Source organism: Flavobacterium sp. KACC 22758, from assembly GCF_028736135.1.
Taxonomy (GTDB): Bacteria; Bacteroidota; Bacteroidia; order Flavobacteriales; family Flavobacteriaceae; genus Flavobacterium; species Flavobacterium johnsoniae.
On record NZ_CP117878.1, the window covers coordinates 2588778 to 2606382 of the forward strand.

The 17605-nt window shown below is 35.7% G+C and carries 16 protein-coding genes; 12 read left to right on the forward strand and 4 right to left on the reverse strand.

All coding sequences use genetic code 11. The features are described 5' to 3' along the window. Positions 1–132 precede the first annotated feature (132 nt). A complete protein-coding gene (locus tag PQ462_RS11110) occupies positions 133–609 on the forward strand; it encodes a GNAT family N-acetyltransferase (RefSeq protein WP_274253540.1) in 477 nt (158 codons plus the stop codon). 174 nt (positions 610–783) lie between these two features. On the opposite strand, the gene PQ462_RS11115 is transcribed toward PQ462_RS11110, so the two are convergent. Continuing rightward, the gene (locus PQ462_RS11115) at positions 784–1674 is read right to left on the reverse strand and encodes a DMT family transporter (RefSeq protein WP_274253541.1); all 891 of its coding nucleotides are present in this window, start codon (positions 1672–1674) and stop codon (positions 784–786) included. Between the two features lie 138 nt (positions 1675–1812). Between PQ462_RS11115 and PQ462_RS11120 the strand changes: the two genes are divergently transcribed. Further along, on the forward strand, positions 1813–2250 hold the full coding sequence (locus PQ462_RS11120) for an Lrp/AsnC family transcriptional regulator (protein WP_274253722.1): 438 nt from the start codon (positions 1813–1815) through the stop codon (positions 2248–2250). 509 nt (positions 2251–2759) lie between these two features. On the opposite strand, the gene PQ462_RS11125 is transcribed toward PQ462_RS11120, so the two are convergent. Next, on the reverse strand, positions 2760–3173 hold the full coding sequence (locus PQ462_RS11125) for a winged helix-turn-helix transcriptional regulator (protein ID WP_274253542.1): 414 nt from the start codon (positions 3171–3173) through the stop codon (positions 2760–2762). Between the two features lie 102 nt (positions 3174–3275). Between PQ462_RS11125 and PQ462_RS11130 the strand changes: the two genes are divergently transcribed. The 5 genes from PQ462_RS11130 to PQ462_RS11150 all read left to right on the forward strand — a co-directional run bounded on the left by PQ462_RS11130 (position 3276) and on the right by PQ462_RS11150 (position 10295). Beyond that, entirely contained in the window at positions 3276–4043 is a 768-nt protein-coding gene (locus PQ462_RS11130; RefSeq protein ID WP_274253543.1) for an SDR family oxidoreductase, read from the forward strand. A gap of 90 nt (positions 4044–4133) precedes the next feature. Continuing rightward, positions 4134–4751, forward strand: a complete 618-nt coding sequence (locus PQ462_RS11135) for a TetR/AcrR family transcriptional regulator (RefSeq protein ID WP_274253545.1) — start codon at positions 4134–4136, stop codon at positions 4749–4751. Positions 4752–4807: 56 nt separating this feature from the next. After that, on the forward strand, positions 4808–6139 hold the full coding sequence (locus PQ462_RS11140; RefSeq protein ID WP_274253546.1) for a TolC family protein: 1332 nt from the start codon (positions 4808–4810) through the stop codon (positions 6137–6139). 11 nt (positions 6140–6150) lie between these two features. After that, positions 6151–7236 carry an efflux RND transporter periplasmic adaptor subunit gene (locus PQ462_RS11145; RefSeq protein WP_274253548.1) on the forward strand — a complete coding sequence of 362 codons (1086 nt, stop codon included), beginning with the start codon at positions 6151–6153 and terminating at the stop codon, positions 7234–7236. An 8-nt stretch (positions 7237–7244) separates the two neighbouring features. Next, positions 7245–10295 (forward strand): efflux RND transporter permease subunit, encoded by a 3051-nt coding sequence (locus PQ462_RS11150; RefSeq protein WP_274253549.1) that lies wholly within the window; start codon positions 7245–7247, stop codon positions 10293–10295. A gap of 604 nt (positions 10296–10899) precedes the next feature. Here PQ462_RS11150 and PQ462_RS11155 read toward each other — a convergent pair. Next, the gene (locus tag PQ462_RS11155) at positions 10900–11250 is read right to left on the reverse strand and encodes a winged helix-turn-helix transcriptional regulator (RefSeq protein WP_089051453.1); all 351 of its coding nucleotides are present in this window, start codon (positions 11248–11250) and stop codon (positions 10900–10902) included. 96 nt (positions 11251–11346) lie between these two features. Between PQ462_RS11155 and PQ462_RS11160 the strand changes: the two genes are divergently transcribed. From PQ462_RS11160 to PQ462_RS11180, 5 genes are all read left to right on the forward strand, one after another. Next, the gene (locus tag PQ462_RS11160) at positions 11347–12672 is read left to right on the forward strand and encodes an NtaA/DmoA family FMN-dependent monooxygenase (RefSeq protein ID WP_274253550.1); all 1326 of its coding nucleotides are present in this window, start codon (positions 11347–11349) and stop codon (positions 12670–12672) included. 33 nt (positions 12673–12705) lie between these two features. Continuing rightward, positions 12706–13461, forward strand: coding sequence for an NADPH-dependent F420 reductase (locus PQ462_RS11165; protein ID WP_274253551.1), 756 nt, complete (start codon positions 12706–12708; stop codon positions 13459–13461). A gap of 196 nt (positions 13462–13657) precedes the next feature. Next, positions 13658–14476 carry an SDR family NAD(P)-dependent oxidoreductase gene (locus tag PQ462_RS11170; RefSeq protein ID WP_274253553.1) on the forward strand — a complete coding sequence of 273 codons (819 nt, stop codon included), beginning with the start codon at positions 13658–13660 and terminating at the stop codon, positions 14474–14476. 58 nt (positions 14477–14534) lie between these two features. Then, a complete protein-coding gene (locus PQ462_RS11175) occupies positions 14535–15431 on the forward strand; it encodes a helix-turn-helix domain-containing protein (protein ID WP_274253554.1) in 897 nt (298 codons plus the stop codon). A gap of 84 nt (positions 15432–15515) precedes the next feature. After that, positions 15516–16283: an SDR family NAD(P)-dependent oxidoreductase gene (locus PQ462_RS11180; protein ID WP_274253556.1), complete on the forward strand. Its 768-nt coding sequence runs from the start codon at positions 15516–15518 to the stop codon at positions 16281–16283. Between the two features lie 637 nt (positions 16284–16920). On the opposite strand, the gene PQ462_RS11185 is transcribed toward PQ462_RS11180, so the two are convergent. Beyond that, entirely contained in the window at positions 16921–17466 is a 546-nt protein-coding gene (locus PQ462_RS11185) for an AAA family ATPase (RefSeq protein ID WP_274253557.1), read from the reverse strand. Between the last annotated feature and the right edge of the window lie 139 nt (positions 17467–17605).

A 17605-nucleotide genomic window follows, 5' to 3' on the forward strand; every position in this document is an offset into this window, starting at 1 on the left:
AAAATCATACAGATCTATTTTACTTTAAAAAGCCCGGGCTCTAATAAATAGGTATCCATTTATTTTCAACTTATAATATTCTTTGAGCAATTATTATATTTAAATTTAACTTTGTTTAAAACAATTTAAAATATGGTAGAATTGGAAATGTATAAAGAAAATCATTATTCTGATTTAAATTATGCCTTAAATGAAGAACAGTCAAAGTTTACTTATACTATTGACTATTGTATAAATGAAAGAAATGATCTGGAAGATCGAAATAAAACTATTGTGACGATTTTAGAAGATAAAGCTCCAGCTGGTTTTTTTATTTTAGATTTCGGCAATGATAAATTAGAATTAAAAAATAATGATTCGGCAATTCTTTTAAGATCACTTTCTGTTAATCCCAATACGCAAGGTAAAGGAATAGGAAAAAGATCCATGTTGCAGCTTAGAGGCTTTGTAGCACAATATTTTAGTAATGTAAATGAAGTTTTGCTATCAGTGCATAAGAATAATATATCTGCAAGTAAATTATATTATTCTGTAGGATTTGTTGATACTGAATTCGAAGTTTTAAGTCCTGCCGGCGAGGTTTTAAGTGTACTGTCACTTTCCATATAGATATATCGCGGCTACTCGTTAATTATTTGCGGCAGAACAGCAGGAAGTTCCAGCCAGATTTAGCCATAATGCTTTGACTTAAATTATCTTTAAAAACTGCTTAAGTTTTTTGTGGCATAATTAAGTGCTGTCAGTTGTAATATGTTATCTGGATGTACGGATTTAATTTACCGGTTAATATCCGCTATCGCTTTTTCCTGTGAGGAGAAACACAGTGGAGATAATACAGATTGTGCCTATCCAGTCAACATAAGTAAAGGGTGTTTTCAGCCAGATAACCGATAAGATAACTGCAACAAGCGGTTCGGCTGAAGCAAGTAAACTTGTTTTTTGTCCCCCTATCAATTTAACTGCATTTAGATAGGAATAGAATGCTATTAAAGTTCCGAAAATGATTATAAAAGCCACTGTTGACAAGGTATAGATATCCCAAATTCCTTCTGCCTGCCAGGGGGCTTTTATAAAACTAAATGCTACTCCGCCGATAAGCATTCCCCAGCCAATAACAGCTGCAGAGTTATATTTAGCGAGCAGATTTTTTGGCTGCAATGTATAAATGGCTAAAGTCACTGCCGAAGCGATACCCAAAAATAGTGCAGTAATAGAAATTGAAAGAGTATCAATTCTTCCATGAGTTACTAAAAGGAAAGTTCCGGTTAGAGCCAATAGTATTGCTGTAAATTCCAGATTAGTTGGAAATCTTCTGTATTTAAGAGCTAAATATACTGCAATTAATATCGGACCAGCAAACTGTAGTACTGTTGCTGCATTAGAGTGCTTTATAGCTGCAAAATAGGTATACTGGACACCAAGCATACCAATTATGCTGAAAACTAGTAATTGAATGAGATCTTTTTTATTACTCAATATAGAAAAAATATTACTGCCGGTTACGTGAGCCAGGATTAAAAGGCCGCTTCCTGAAATAAGCAGTCTAACTGTAATTAGCCATTCTACATTTATATTTTTTTCCTGAAATAAATACTGCCCCAAAGTTCCGCCTACTCCCCAGAAAGCCGCAGCTATTATCCCTAAAAAAAATCCCTTTTTAATTTTATTTTTCATTTTATAATTATTTAGCTTGCAAAATTAGTTCGAAATACACTTGATTTTATCTTATATTTATGCGCTAATTTGCAATTTTGTTTCATTAAAATCTATTTGGAAATGTTAGATGCTTTAGACCATTAAATTTTAGAAATTATTCAGAGAAATAATCTCACACCTCAAAGGGATATTGGTGAACAGATAGGGCTGTCTGCAGCAGCGGTACAGCGCCGGATAAAAAAAATGCGAGAGCTCGGCATTATCCAAAATGATTTTTCTGTTATTGACAGAGAAAAAATAGGCAGTAACGTCACTATACTTGTGGAAGTTTTCTTGGATAGCGAAAAAATTGAAGTTGTTGATGAATTTAAGAAAATATTCAAATCAGTTCCGGAAATACAGCAATGCTACTATGTAACAGGTGAATCGGATTTTTTTCTGGTAATTGTTGTGCCTTCAATGAGCTATTACGAAAGCCTTACCCGCAGAATCTTCTTCGGAAATAAAAACATCAAACGTTTCCGTACAGTAGTGGTCATGGGCATAACTAAAAGCAGTCTGGAAATTCCGTTGAGCGTACTAATATCAAATTAAATAAAAAATAAATATCCGTATCTCATTATGTTATAACACACTAAATTTTAAGTTTGTTTTATTCTACATGTAAATATGTATTTTTTTGCATTTTGCTTCTTTATTCACTGTCATACTAAAAAAATAAAATAAAAACACAAATGGATAAAAGTTAGTCTATTTAATAGCTAAATGAAAAAATGGCGCCAATTGTCTTCAATTGGCGCCATTTGGCTTGTTTTGACCCCGACGGGACAAATTTCAACATTTTTTTGGATGATTTGAAGAATTGGCTTATTATATGTAGTCGCTTGTCTCCCAGTGGCTTAATGAATTTGGTTTAGATGTCCTGTTGGGGATTGAAGGAAAATGCAGCTTCAAAAAACAAATCGCTAACCTCTTTTATTAAAACCGCCTTAGCTTGTGTAACAAAATTGGAGGCAGTTCTACACCTGCGAGGGCGTCTTCTGTCATGCACATTCCAGCCCAAATTTATTGTGGCAAAAAAAGCAGCAGCTATGTAATATATACTATAGATTTAATTCAAGTTCTTTTAAAGCATTTTTAATAAATCCTTCCTTATCAGCATTCATCTGTGCCAGCAATTCCTTTCTTTTTTCAGGAATGTCGGTATACTTTTCTGCCCAAAGATTAATTTCAACAATTATTGGAATTAAATCCACTCCTTTCTGTGTCAATTGATACAATACTTTGGCTTTGCTGTCGGGATGCTCCAGTTTCTGAATAATTCCGTTTTCTTCTAACGAAAGCAGCCGGGCAGCCAAAATGTTAGTTGCGATCTTCTCATCAGATTTTGCCAATTCGCCATAGGTGCATTTTTTTTTAAGCATTAAATCTCTAACAATCAACAGCGACCACTTGTCACCAAAGGCTTCAAGTGAAAAACTTACCGGGCAGTCTGATCTCTTTTTTTGAGTTTTCATAAAATAAATTTAAAACCACTTGTTTTTTGCAAGTAAATGTATTTATATTTGCACTTGCATTTTGCAAGCAAATATAGAAATAATAAACTAAATAGAAAAATTATGGAATTAAAAGGTAAGACAATTTTGATTACAGGCGGCTCTGCCGGAATCGGATTAGAGGCTGCAAAACAATTTATTACAGAAGGCGCTAAGGTAATTATTACAGGAAGAGATCAGAAAAAATTAGATCTTGCCAAAAAAATGCATCCATCCATTACGACCATTAAAAGTGATGCGTCCAGCCAGGAAGCTGCGGTTGCTTTGTACAATCAAATTAATGAAATAGGTGGTATCGATATACTTTATAACAATGCCGGAATTATGAATGGCCAGGATAATTTAGGTTTCAGTAATTCAAAACATTTTGAAAAAGCTGCCATAGAAATTAATACTAACTACTTAGGAGTTATTCTCTTAAATGATCTTTTTCTGGATATGCTTAAAAGCAGAAAAGAAGCAGCTATTATCAATACATCATCGATATTGAGTTACACGCCGTCTAATCTTGTACCGACTTATTCAGCATCAAAAGCTGCGGTACGTTTTTATACAGAAGCATTACGAGATCATTTACAGATAATTGGAAGCAGAATAAAAATATTTGAATTATTGCCGCCGTTGGTAAAAACAAATATGTCTGAGGGAATGGAAGGTAAATCGATAACACCAGATGTGCTAATTGATGCTTTAATAAAAGGATTAAAAAACAATACGTACACTATTCGTGTTGGCGATACAAAAGCGATTTATCTGTTAAATAGATTTTTACCAAAGTTAGCTTACAAGTTATTGAATCATAAAGGTATTACGGCCAGATTGCAATCTTAATTTGTATAAAAATATTTAACTGAATAAAAAATGAACAGCGTTCATTTTATTTTATATCTTTGTCCTTAGTAAGCCTTGAATAAAATAAGTATGAGTACAATTGATAGAAAAGCAAAAGAAAAAGAAGCTTTAAAAGCCCTTATATTAAAAGGTGCTAAAAAGCTTTTTGTTGAAAAAGGAATCGAACATACTACCATAAGAAACATTGCTGAAGAAATTAACTACAGTGTAGGTACTGTTTATGTTTATTTTAAAGATAAAAATGATATTCTCCATGATCTTCATACAATAGGTTTTCAGGAATTAGATAGTTATTTTATGGAGTTATATACTATAGAAGATCCGAAGGAAAGATTAAAGAAAATGGGATTAACGTATATCAAATTTGCCATCGAAAATTCTGAAATGTACGATTTGATGTTTAATCTAAAAGCTCCAATAGAATTCCTGAAAGACTCCGAGAATGAAGATTGGGACGAAGGATGTACAGCATTTGGATTAGTTAAAAAAACTATTGAAGAATGTATTAACAAAGGTTATTTTAAAGGCCATAGTGTAGAGCCGCTGGCATTTATGGTTTGGAGTTTGGTACATGGTATGTGCTGTCTGGAAATTCACCAGAGAATTAAAAATGTAAATTTTATGAATCCGGATACCATTTTGTATGACGGATACAATGAATATTTAAAAATGATAGAAAAGCTTTAAAAATTTTTTTGCTCAAAAAAATGAACGATGTTCAAATAATAAACAATGTATAATAAATGAAAATTAAACTAACTTTTGCAATACTCTGTCTAGGATATTTAGGGTATGCACAGAACAAGCTGGAAACTTATATACAGACCGGCTTAAAAAATAACGAAGTAATAAGGCAGCATAATTTTGATATTAATAAAAGCATGTATGCCTTAAAAGAAGCACGAGCTTTATTTTATCCAACAGTTTCCCTAAATGGAAGTTACACCAAAGCTGAAGGCGGAAGGACAATCGATATTCCAATTGGAGATATGCTGAATCCGGTGTATAGTACTTTAAATCAGATTACCAATTCTAACGCTTTTCCAATGTTAGAAAATCAGTCGGTCTTGATAAATCCGGATAATTTTTATGATGCTAAAATTCATACCACGATGCCATTGCTGAATTTTGAAATTATTTATAATAAAAGAATAAAAACCCAGCAAACGACGCTTCAAAAAATAGAACTCGAAATCTATCAAAGAGAGTTAGTAAAGGAAATTAAAATTGCCTATTACAAATACCTGCAATCGGTTGAAGGAATTAAGATTTATGAAGATGCCCTGGCTTTGGTTAAAGAAAACCAAAGGGTAAATCAGGCTTTATTTAAAAATGAAAAAATAAACCGGACTGCCGTTTTACGAAGTGATAATGAGGTGATCCGCATTCAGGCCAATTTAGAAACCGCCCGACAAACCAGTAATAATGCAAGATCGTATTTTAATTTTTTATTGAATCAAAAACTTGATACCGCAATAGAAACTGATCAGAGTGAAGCACCGCCAATAGAAGTACTTTCAGAAAATACCCAAAATAGAGAGGAGTTGCAAAAGCTCACTCAGGCAAAAGAAATAAACGAAAATGTAAGCAAGTTGACCAGCTCATACTGGCTGCCAAAAGTAAATGGCTTTGCCGATTTCGGAATTCAGGATTTTGATTTTGAAGCAGAAAAAAACTCACGCTACTATTTTGCCGGAGTGGGGCTGGAGTGGAATATCTTTTCGGGAAACAAAAACAAATGGAAGCTGAAACAAGTTGAAGAAGACAGTAAAAAAATCATTTCACAAACTGATAATGTAAAACAGCAGTTACTGCTTCAGTTTCAGGTTTCACAGAACAATCTAAAATCGGCTTTAGAGCAATTTTATGCTGATAAAAATCAAAAACAGTCGGCCAAAAAGTATAATGACGACATTACTAAGTTGTATAAAGAAGGTCAGGCGATTTATATAGAACTGCTTGATGCACAGAACCAATGGGTGAATGCGCAGCTTAACACTAATATTTCGCTTTATAACTCCTGGATTGCTTTTGCAGAATTAGAAAGAGCCAACGCCACTTTTACTTTTAACTAAAAACAAAAAACATGAAATTAACGATTCACAAATATCTAAAAAAACATATCGCAGTCTCCAAAAAAGGGTTGGGTTTATTGCTTGCTTTAACGCTTTTTTACGCCTGTAAAGAAGAAAAAAAGGAAAATTCGCCCTTTGAAAGCGCAGATGTCATCCCGATTAAAACAGCTCCGGTCGAATCTTTTGCTCTTAACAATACCATAAGCGCATCAGGTTTAGTAACAACAGAAAATCAGGCCAATTACGGATTTAAAATAGGAGGGATCATCAGTCGTATTTATGTTGAAGAAGGCCAGTTTTTTAAGAAAGGCCAGCTTCTGGCATCATTAGACGAAACAGAGATAAATGCAGGATTGAACCAAACCGATTTGAATCTCAAAAAGTACGAGCGTGATTATAAACGAGCAAGCAATTTGTACAAAGACAGTGTGTATACATTAGAACAGCTTCAGAATACAAAAACGGGTCTTGACATTGCTAAAAAGCAGAAAGATGCAGTGGCTTTTAATGCACGTTATTCTAAAATTTATGCTGCGGCAGATGGTTTTGTTTCGAAAAAAATAGCAAACGAAGGAGAAGTAGTTGGCGCAGGATCGCCAATTCTAGCTATAAATGAAACCAGCCAGAACAATAATTATCTGCTAAAAGTAGGGTTGACAGACAAAGAATGGGCCGCGGTAAAAGTAGGGCATAAAGCCACTGTGACGCTTGACGGTTATCCTGATGAAAAATTCGATGCCTTTATTTTTAGAAAATCGCAGGCGGCAGATGCGGCATTGGGCTCCTTTCAAGTCGAATTAAAACTGAGCCTTAAAAAAAGTAAACCAGCGGTGGGAATGTTTGGAAAAGCCGAAATAAAGGCAGAACAATCAGAAGATTTCATCATCATTCCGTACAATTCACTTATTGAAGCTGACGGAAACAAAGCGTTTGTTTTTATCGTGGAAAACAACAAAGTAAAACGCCAGTCCGTGACCATTAATAAATTTGAGAACAATAAAGTATTCATAAAAGAAGGTCTTCAGAAAACAGATCAGATTGTGATCTCCAACAGTGCTTATCTCAACGAACAATCAACTATCAAGATCATTAAATAATCAGTATTATGAAAATAACAAACTTTGCTGTTAAAAATTATCAGTTTACACTGATTATCTTTCTGCTGGTTGCTGTGGTAGGGTATCTTACGCTGTTTACCATGCCCAGGGCGGAAGATCCTTCAACGCATCCGCCGCAATATTTAATTACGGTAATTTATCCCGGGACAAGTCCGAAGGATATGGAGGAGCAGGTTGTAAAACCAATCGAGAATAAAATTTACGGACTCGAAAACATCGAAAAAATATTAACCACAGTAGAAGACGGTGTTGCTGCTTTTCAGGTAAAATTTAAATACGGAGTAGATGTTGATAATAAATATCAGGAGATTTCTACGGAAATGAATGCCCTTAAAAACAGCGAACTTCCAAAAGATATTTATCAGATAAAAACCGAAAAAATTGCTTCTTCTGATGTGAAAATCCTTCAGATAGCGTTGGTTTCAGAAAATGCATCAGACAAAAAACTTCGTGATGAAGCGGATAAACTTAAATCTAAAATTGAGAAAATTACCAATCTGAAAGATGTAAAATATGCTGGAATTCCCGAGCAGGAAATTCGTATTGATTTACAGCTTGAAAAGTTGGCCCAATTAAAAATTCCGTTAAATGTAGTCATGGCAAGCCTGCAGAGCGAAGCGGCCGATATTCCAGGAGGAAGCATTGATTTAGGCAGTAAAGTATTTAATGTAAAAACCAGCGGTAAATTTAAAAATGCGGACGATGTATCCAATACAGTAATTTACAATGCTAACGGTAAAATAATCTATATGAAAGATGTAGCCGAAGTAGGCTACAAGTCGCAGGTTGTCGATCATATTACCCGCATCAACGGACACCGATGTGTACTGGTTACAGCAGGTATGAAAGACAATGTAAACATTACAGATGTGCAGAAAGAATTCCTGCCAATTGTAGATGAATTTTCTAAAGAATTACCCTCAAACATCAAATTAGTAAAAAACTTCGATCAGGCGAATATGGTATCGCAGCGTTTGGGACATTTAGGTTTTGATTTTACGCTGGCAATTGTTTTGGTAATTGTGACATTACTTCCATTAGGTTTAAGAGCTTCGGGAATTGTGATGATTTCCATTCCGTTATCCCTCGCATTGGGATTAATTGCAATGAATGCTTTTGGCTTTTCTTTAAATCAGTTGAGTATTGTTGGTCTTGTGGTAGCTTTAGGATTGTTGGTGGATGACAGTATTGTGGTAGTCGAAAACATAGAGCGATGGCTGCGGGAAGGACATTCTAAAATGGATGCAGTCCTTAAAGGCACCAAACAAATCGGAATTGCCGTTGTAGGCTGTACTGCAACACTTATAATTGCATTTTTACCGCTGGCTTTCCTGCCGGATGTTTCGGGAGAATTTATCAGAAGTCTTCCAATGGCAGTTATTACCAGTGTACTGGCATCGATGATTGTCGCTTTGACTTTGGTGCCGTTTTTAGGAAGCCGATTTTTAAAAACGCACGATCATGCGGGAGGAAATATTTTTCTTCAGTATCTGCAAAAATTCCTGACCAGAGCGTATCGTGATATTATGCCCAAAGCATTAAAATATCCTAGAACAACTATTGCTATTTCTATAGTTTTAAGCATCACTGCTTTTGGATTGTTTAAAGTAACGGGTTTTAAATTATTTCCAACTTCAGAAAAACCGATGTTTCTCATCAATATAAAAATGCCCCTTCAGGCCAATATTTCAGAAAGTGACCGTGTGACCAAAATTGTAGAAGCAGAGCTTAAAAATCATAAGGAAATTGTGTATTACACTTCGAACGTTGGTAAAGGAAATCCGCAGATTTATTACAATGTGCATCCCCAGGACAGAAAACCCGATTTTGCGCAGATTTTTGTCCAGCTCGAAGATGAAGCTAAGCCATCAGAGAAAACAGCTTTGATTGAAGAACTTCGAAATAAATTTAAAACGATGCCTTACGCAAAAGTGGAGGTCAAAGATTTTGAACAGGGAACACCATTAGAAGCTAATATTGTCGTAAGATTATTTGGTGAAGATCAGGAAGTGTTACGTAAGCTTTCTTCACAGGTAGAGACTATTCTTAGAAATCAGGAAGGAACCGTGTATATCAACAATGAACTGAATACGTATAAAACAGATCTTAAAGTTAAAATAAATAAAGAAAAAGCCAGAACACTGGGAGTATTGACAAGCGATGTAGATAAGGTAATCCGTCTTTCGGTAGCAGGATTAACTGTTGGCGATTATATAGATGATAGGGGAGATGCCAGAAATGTTACGCTGACATTGCCCCGAGATAAATTTTCGAACCTTGACGCTTTGAAAAACTTGTACGTAAATAACCTTCAGGGAACTCCGATTGCCCTAAACCAGATTGCTGAAATTTCGTTTGAAACTTCTCCAACGGCGATTAACCATTTTAATAAATCACGCTTTTCAAAAGTAACCGCTTTATCGGCAAAAGGGTATTATGCCAATGATTTATTGACACACATAGTTCCAAAACTGGATCAATTGAAAATGCCAAAAGGATATTACTATAAATTATCAGGTGAAAAAGAATCCGAAGGCGATGCGCTGGGCGGTAATTTTTTGGCCGTAATTATTTTGAGTACCTTTTTGTTTGTGGCGGTTTTACTGCTGCAGTTTAAAACTTTTAAAGGAATTATTATTGTATTATCTATTATTCCGCTTGGGATTTTAGGTGGCGTGTTATTATTGCTTCTCAATGGAAGCCCTATGTCTTTGGTTGCTATAATCGGTTTTATTGGTCTTTCGGGAATTCAGGTAAAGAACTCTTTGCTGCTGGTAGATTTTACCAATCAGCTAAGACAGGAAGGATATTCGATTGATGAAGCTATTGCAATTGCAGGAGAAACGCGTTTTCTGCCTGTAGTACTGACTTCAATTACTGCAATTTGTGGTTTAATTCCGATTGCATTAAACTCAAATCCTTTGATTGCACCATTGGCAATTGTGTTAATTGGCGGTTTAATCAGTTCTACAATATTATCACGAATTGTAACGCCCGTGATGTATAAATTGATACCTCCTAGTATTGAAAAGATGTAAGAAGAGAGAGAAGATTTTTTTTTAAAATTATGATTATTTTTAAAGCTGGCAGCGTGTATAGACTGCTGGCTTTTTTTCTTGAAAAAGATTGATAAGGGAAGACAGGAACTTATCAAATTAGGAAAATGTAAAACTTAATTCAGCTCTATTCTTGGTGTTTGAATCCTGTTAAGTTATCGAATGCTAAAATTAAATTTATCTTGTTTTTCATATAAATACTGTTTTTCTGAAGTTTGTTTATTTATGAAGAAAATAAAGCAAAAACGAGTCAAACTCATTTATTGATAAGGGTTAAATAAAAAAAAGGCGCCAATTGTCTTCAAATGGCGCCATTTGGCTTTGTGACCCCGACAGGACAAATTTCAACATTTTTTTTGGATGATTTGAAGAAATTGGCTTATTATATGTAGTTGTTTGTCTTCCAGTGGTTTTGGTAATTTGGTTTAGATGTCCTGTTGGGGATTGAAGTAAAGTTTACGCAGCTTATACATGATTTTAGCATAAAATTTATTCAGATAATTTTATATTCACCTAAAGGCCAAAAATAAATGTAGCTACATTTTGTAAACATAAGAATTAGCTAAGTAATTAAATTTCTGCAATATTATCTTTCTTGAAAAATTTTCTTCTTATGGTTTAATCCCCAATCTTTCATAGCGTATATGATAGGGGTCAAGGTATCTGCATAGGGTTCTAAGCAATATGATATTTTGACAGGATAATCGTTCGTTATAATCCGTTTGATCAGCTGGTGCTGTTCAAGTTCCTTAAGTTCTTTTGAAAGTACTTTGGGAGTTAATCCTGGAATGCTCTCTTGAATTTCAGTAAATCGGCTGTTTCCTACACCTACAGAAATAATGATGGATAATTTCCATTTTCCATTAATTACTTCAAGTGTGTCCCGTACTGGCTTAACGGTATTTAGGCACTCACAATAAGGTTTCTTTTTCGGCATGATAAATTATTTATTTCGCTTTCCTTTAGGAAAGAGCTATACAAAGGAAAGTGATTTTGTTTAATTTTGCAATATAATTAATCAAAATATTCATTTATGAATGCCGCAGGAAAAATGCTTATTGGACTTCATCTTGGAAATGGATACGGATCTCAATCGGGGGCTTGGCGTATGCCGGGAGTTGATCCCGAAAGCTATACGAGTTTTGATATTCGTGTAAAGCAGGCTCAGGCTGCAGAGCGTGGAAAATTTCAATTTATATTTTTGCCGGATGGTCCCGGTGCAGTTATGACAGATATTGAAACTGAATCTCCCGTTTTCAATCTTGATGTGATGATGACCCTCGCCGCAGTGGCCAGAGAAACTCAATATATTGGATTGGTCGCTACCGGATCAACCACTTTTAATGAACCCTTTAATCTAGCCAGACAATTTAAGGCTTTGGACATTATGAGCCATGGCAGGGCCGGATGGAATGCAATTACATCAAGCGGAGAAGATGTTGCAGCCAATTACGGAAAAAGAATTCCGTCGAGCCAAGATCGTTATGGACGTGCCCATGAGGCTATCCAACTCATTCAATCACTTTGGGGGAGCTGGGGAAAAGATGCCTGGATACACAACCAAAACAGTGGGCAGTTTGCAAAGAAAGATCAGATTCTTCCAATCAACTTACAAGGTAAGTACGTCGGTTCAAGAGGACCTCTATACATTCCACCATCAGAGCAGGGACAGCCAATTATCTTTCACGCAGGTGGCAGCCCTAATGCACATCAATTAGCAGGACGTTTTGCCAGCGTGGTAATAGGTGCTGCATTTACAATTGAAGATGCAAGAGCGCAGCGCAATGCATTTAGAGCGGCGGCAAAAAGTTACGGTCGTGATCCGGATGAAATCAAATACATTGCCGGACTGATGACCACCATTGCCAAGGACAGACGCACGGCGCTCGATCGCCGAATACAGTTAGGAGGCAGTTCACTTATACAAAAATTTGAGTACCTGCAAAAAATGCTGGGTATTCCACTTGATCTTTCCTTGATAAATGAACCAATTTCAGAATTGCAGCTGGAAAATGCCCGTCCATCTCCTTATGATCCTCGTTCTTCCAATGCATTGAAAATTGCTAGGCAAGGCTGGTCCGTTCTTGATATTCTTGCTCACGGCGTGATAGATTACCATCCTGTAATTGCAGGGCCGGGCGTAGAAGCGGCAGATCATATGCAGTCTTGGTATGAAGCAGGTGCCGCAGATGGTTTTTGGATTTCACCAGATGTTAATTCGGATGGAATTGATGCCTTTGTGGATCAGGTTGTTCCGCTGCTACAGGAGCGAGGGCTTTTCCACAAAGAATATGAAAGCAAAACTTTGCGCGGACACCTTGGAGTTCCGGATCAGTATGGAATTGATCCAAGGGTTTAAATTGAAAATTATAACAAATGAAACTTATATAATATGAAAATAGGAATAATTGGAACCGGTGCAATAGGCGGTACGATCGCAAAAAAAATGGCACAAGCCGGTCATGAAGTGAAAGTGAATAATACAGATCAGGCTGAAAAATTAGAGGCCCGTGCTGAGGAGTTGGGTGCTACAGCAGCAACACTAAAGAATGTTGTAAAAGATGTAGATGTCATTATTTTATCATTGCCTACCATAGCAATACCAACTTTGCCTAAAGATTTGCTGGCAGGCGTTCCGGAAAATGTAATTGTGGTAGACACATCCAATTATTATCCGTTCCGTGATGCCGATATTGAAGAGATCAAAAACGGAAAAGTAGAAAGTATCTGGGTATCCGAGCAATTAGGAAGGCCTGTTGTAAAAGCTTTCAATAATTTGCTGGCAGAGACGCTGGCAAACGGCGGAAAAAACAGCGGTGCTGAAGACAGAATAGCAATGGCTGTAGCGGGTGATGATCCGCAGGCTAAAAAAGTAATTGCCGCATTAGTTAATGATGCTGGTTACGATGCAGTTGACTCGGGCGGACTTTCTGAATCTTGGAGACATCAGCCTGGAACTCCTGCTTACTGCACGGAACTTAATGAAGAAGAATTAAAACAGGCACTCTCTGATGGTGTAAAAGAAGCAGCACCGTCATTAAGAGATAAGGCTATAGCTGATCTTTCTGCCCTGCCTTCCTATCCATCACATCCAGATGTCGTAGAATACAACAGAGGATTGTTTCAAAAAAATCCTAATTCAAAATAATTTATAATGACTGCACTGCAAAATCCCATCTCATTTATTGAAAGGGATTTTGTTTTTTTATATTCCTTCTTTGAAACAGTGAACCAGAGCCATTACAATTTCGTTAAAATGTTTCATTATTGCCTACTTTTGTATCACAACCGTCTGTACTATCTGTGCGAACTTTGTCCATATCAAAATATTAAGAATTAATATCATGGCAAAAACAATTTTTATAACAGGTGCTTCCCGTGGATTCGGAAGAATTTGGGCAGAGGCATTTTTAAAACGTGGCGATAATATAGTTGCGGCTGTTCGCAATCCTGAAACACTAACCAAGCTTAATAAAGAATTTTCATCATCTCTTTTGGTGCTAAAACTTGATGTTACTGATAGAAACGAAAGTTTTGAGGCAATTGAAACTGCAAAAAAGCACTTTGGCAGTATCGACGTGTTAATAAACAATGCCGGTTTTGGACATATAGGGGCGGTAGAGGAATTAAAAGAGCAGGACGTAAGAACTCAGTTTGAAACTAATGTACTGGGATCATTATGGACTATTCAGGCAGTTCTGCCTATCATGCGCCAGCAAAAATCAGGACATATCATTCAGCTTTCAAGTGCGCTGGGTTTGAATACGGTATCATTAATGGGGCTGTATAGTGCAACAAAATTCGCTGTTGAAGGCCTTACTGAAACACTCGCGGGTGAAGTAAGCGGATTTGGCATTAAAGTTACCATAGTAGAACCAGGTGGTTTTTCTACAGATTTCTTCGGGACCACTTCTCTTGCACTCAGCGAATCAATACCAGCTTACGACGGTGTACGAAAAGATTTTTATCAGCATGCCGGCGAGCAGGATTCAGGTAACCCTGCAGCCACTGCCAAAGCTCTTGTCAAGCTTGTTTATTCTGAAAATCCGCCACTCAGATTACTGCTGGGAAAAACTGCTTTTCCCTGGGTGCAGCACACTTACTCAGAAAGACTGAAAACATGGGAATCATGGCAGGATGTGTCGGTGGCGGCACATGGTTAATGGAAGTTTAAATTAGCAGAATCTAAATTTACCGGATCTGTTTTTACAATTAAGAACAATGATACATTTCAAAAAAATCAGCGATCTGCATGAAGCGCTCGATATCAAACCTCCCCAGCACCCGCTCTTTAGTGCCGTATATGGTGAACGGGACAGTTGCAGCGGTAATAGTATTCTAGAGTTTTCATCTGAATTTTATATTATAGGATTTAAAAAATTGAAATCTGGAAGCATGCAGTATGGCAAAACAAAATATGACCATGACCGTGGTTCCATGTCCTTTACAAAGCCCCAGCAGAAAGTAGTCTTTAAAAATGTGGAATTAGAGGAAAAGGGATTTCTAATTATGATTCATGAAGACTTTTTACCGGGAACAGTCCTTTATAACGAAATTAGGAAATATAGTTATTTTGATTACGAGGTTAATGAGGCTTTACATCTTTCACCTGCAGAGGAGGATATCATTTGGAATCTGTATTTCAATATTGAAAAAGAGTACAACAACAATACTGATGAACTCAGCAAAGCTATTATCGTAAGTCATCTAGATTCCATGCTTAAATATTCACAGCGCTTTTATAAAAGGCAGTTTATAAACCGTACAGAGCTCACCGGTTCTACAGTTACGAAGTTTAACGCTTTGCTTGCTGCTAATTTTGAAGAAAGAAAAACAAAAAATATTGGATTACCAACGGTATCTCTCATGGCAGAAAAGTTGAATGTATCTTCCCGTTATTTAACTGATTTGCTCAAACAGGAAACAGGAAAGACTGCTCTGGAGCTTATTCATCTTTTTCTAATCGGCGAGGCAAAAAACTTACTGACCGAAGGCGAACTGAATATAACTGAAATTTCTCATCTGCTTGGTTTCGAAAATACGACTTATTTTTCACGCCTTTTTAAAAAAGAAGTAGGAAGCACGCCAAATGAATTCAGGGCAAACATACTAAATTAAAAGTGGTAAACATCATAAAAAAAAGTAAGAGATATACTGAATAAAGAATTATTTAAAAATACATAAAGTTAAAAACAATAAAAAATGTCAAACAATCAAAATAAAATAGCATTAGTAACAGGCGCAAGTCGCGGACTTGGAAAAGATTCGGCTTTACAGCTGGCGAAAAAAGGATTTGATATCATCCTTACCTATCAGACCAAAAAAGAATTTGCGGACCAGGTGGTAAAAGAAATTGAAACTATTGGACAAAAAGCGTTTTCATTGCCTTTGGATATTTCTTCAACTGCCGGTTTTGACCAATTTGTAACTGAAGTAAAAGATGTTTTAGATGCTCAATTTTCTTCTGCAAAATTAGATGCGCTAGTAAACAATGCGGGTATCGGAATTAACCAAAGTTTTGAAACAACAACAGAAGAAATTTTGGATGCAATGACAAATATCCATTTCAAAGGCCCATATTTCTTAACTCAAAAACTATTACCATTACTGAATGATGGAAGCAGCATTGTAAACACTTCTTCTGGTTTGGCAAGATTCTCTTTTGCTGGATATTCCGTTTATGGCGCGATGAAAGCTGCAGTCGATTCATTATCAAGATACCAGGCATTGGAATTGGGAAGCAGAAAAATAAGAGTTAATTCCGTAGCTCCAGGGGCTATTGAAACTGATTTTGGCGGGGGCGTTGTACGTGATATTTCAGATTTGAATAAACATCTGGCTTCTGAAACTGCTTTATCAAGAGTCGGCTTGCCCGATGATATTGGAAGTGTAGTAGCCTTTCTTTGTTCTGATGATTCCAAATGGATTAATGCGCAGCGAATAGAAGTTTCGGGCGGATATAGAATATAATGGACCATCATAAAAAAAAAGCTATTGAGCTGGTTTCTAATGGTTTTATACGTTAGTTTTATCAATCCAAAGGCTTTTGTTTTGATTAATAAAACGAGTTAAGTTATTTATAGAGTAATAAAAAAAAAGGCGTCAATTGTCTTCAATTGACGCCTTTTGGCTGTTGTGACCTCCACGGGACAAATTTCAACAAAATTTATGGAAGATTTTAAGATTGGCGTATTATATTTAGTGTCTGTCTTTCATTGGCTTCATGAATTTTATTTAGATTTCCTTTTGGGCATTGATGTAAAAAATAGATTGTTTTATGGCTGTATACTAAAATACAATTCTACAAATATTTGGAGGATCTGAAAAGATTGTTATACTTAATGTAGAATTGTCTTTATTTGGCTCTATTGCTTATTGGCTGGGATTTTAAAATAAATCTATTTGGTTTGCGAAACCCTTTTTTAACATAATGATAATTTATTTGCTTAAATAAGTCTTCCTTGGATATTGCAGTAAAAATTTCATGGTTGAAGGCTAAAATTTATTTTACATTAACATTAGTTTTTTGCTTGTAAAAGTTTCAAGCCCTAATCTCAAAGTGCAGCGTTGTATAAAGACAAAGAGAAAATATTTCAAACTCCCGATGTCATCTATTTATTTCGTTCAAAAGAAAATCCACTCTCTCTCTTATCTTTATTTTTGGAACCTCAATGACTTTGTAGCCGTATTCTGAATATATTTCTTTCATTTTTGTAAATGTTAATTGAGCTTCATCCCAGCTCTGCTTCCTTTCATCATCGGTTTTATAAATTTCTTTCCAAGGTGGCAGTATAAAAACTTTTTTGTTATAGGCATACTTTTTTGATATCTCGTTTTTCTCTTTTGATATTGGAATGTTTTCCATTTTCATATAACAAATTGAATCTAAAATTCCTCTATCAAAGAAAAAGGGCATGGAACCTTCTAAATCTACTTCATCATAACTTCTCACCGAAGCATTAAACATTAATTCTGCATACAGCTCTTTATTTTTCCATGGCAATCCTTCACCGCTAACTGTAAGTTGCTGCTTAATTATTTTTCGAGCATCTTCTTGAACTACTTTAAAATTATACTTGGCCAGTTCATCTATTAAAGTTGTCTTACCAACTCCAGGACCGCCAGTAATAATATAAAAATTGTCTTTTTTCATTAGTTAAAAATTCTTTTAAATTTATTTCTACTTTTTTAAATTAACTAAATTATCTTCATCTAAACAAAGAATAAATCAACTATTAGCAACATTTGATTAGCAATCAATAACTGAAATAGGTGAGAGGGCAATTAGAATA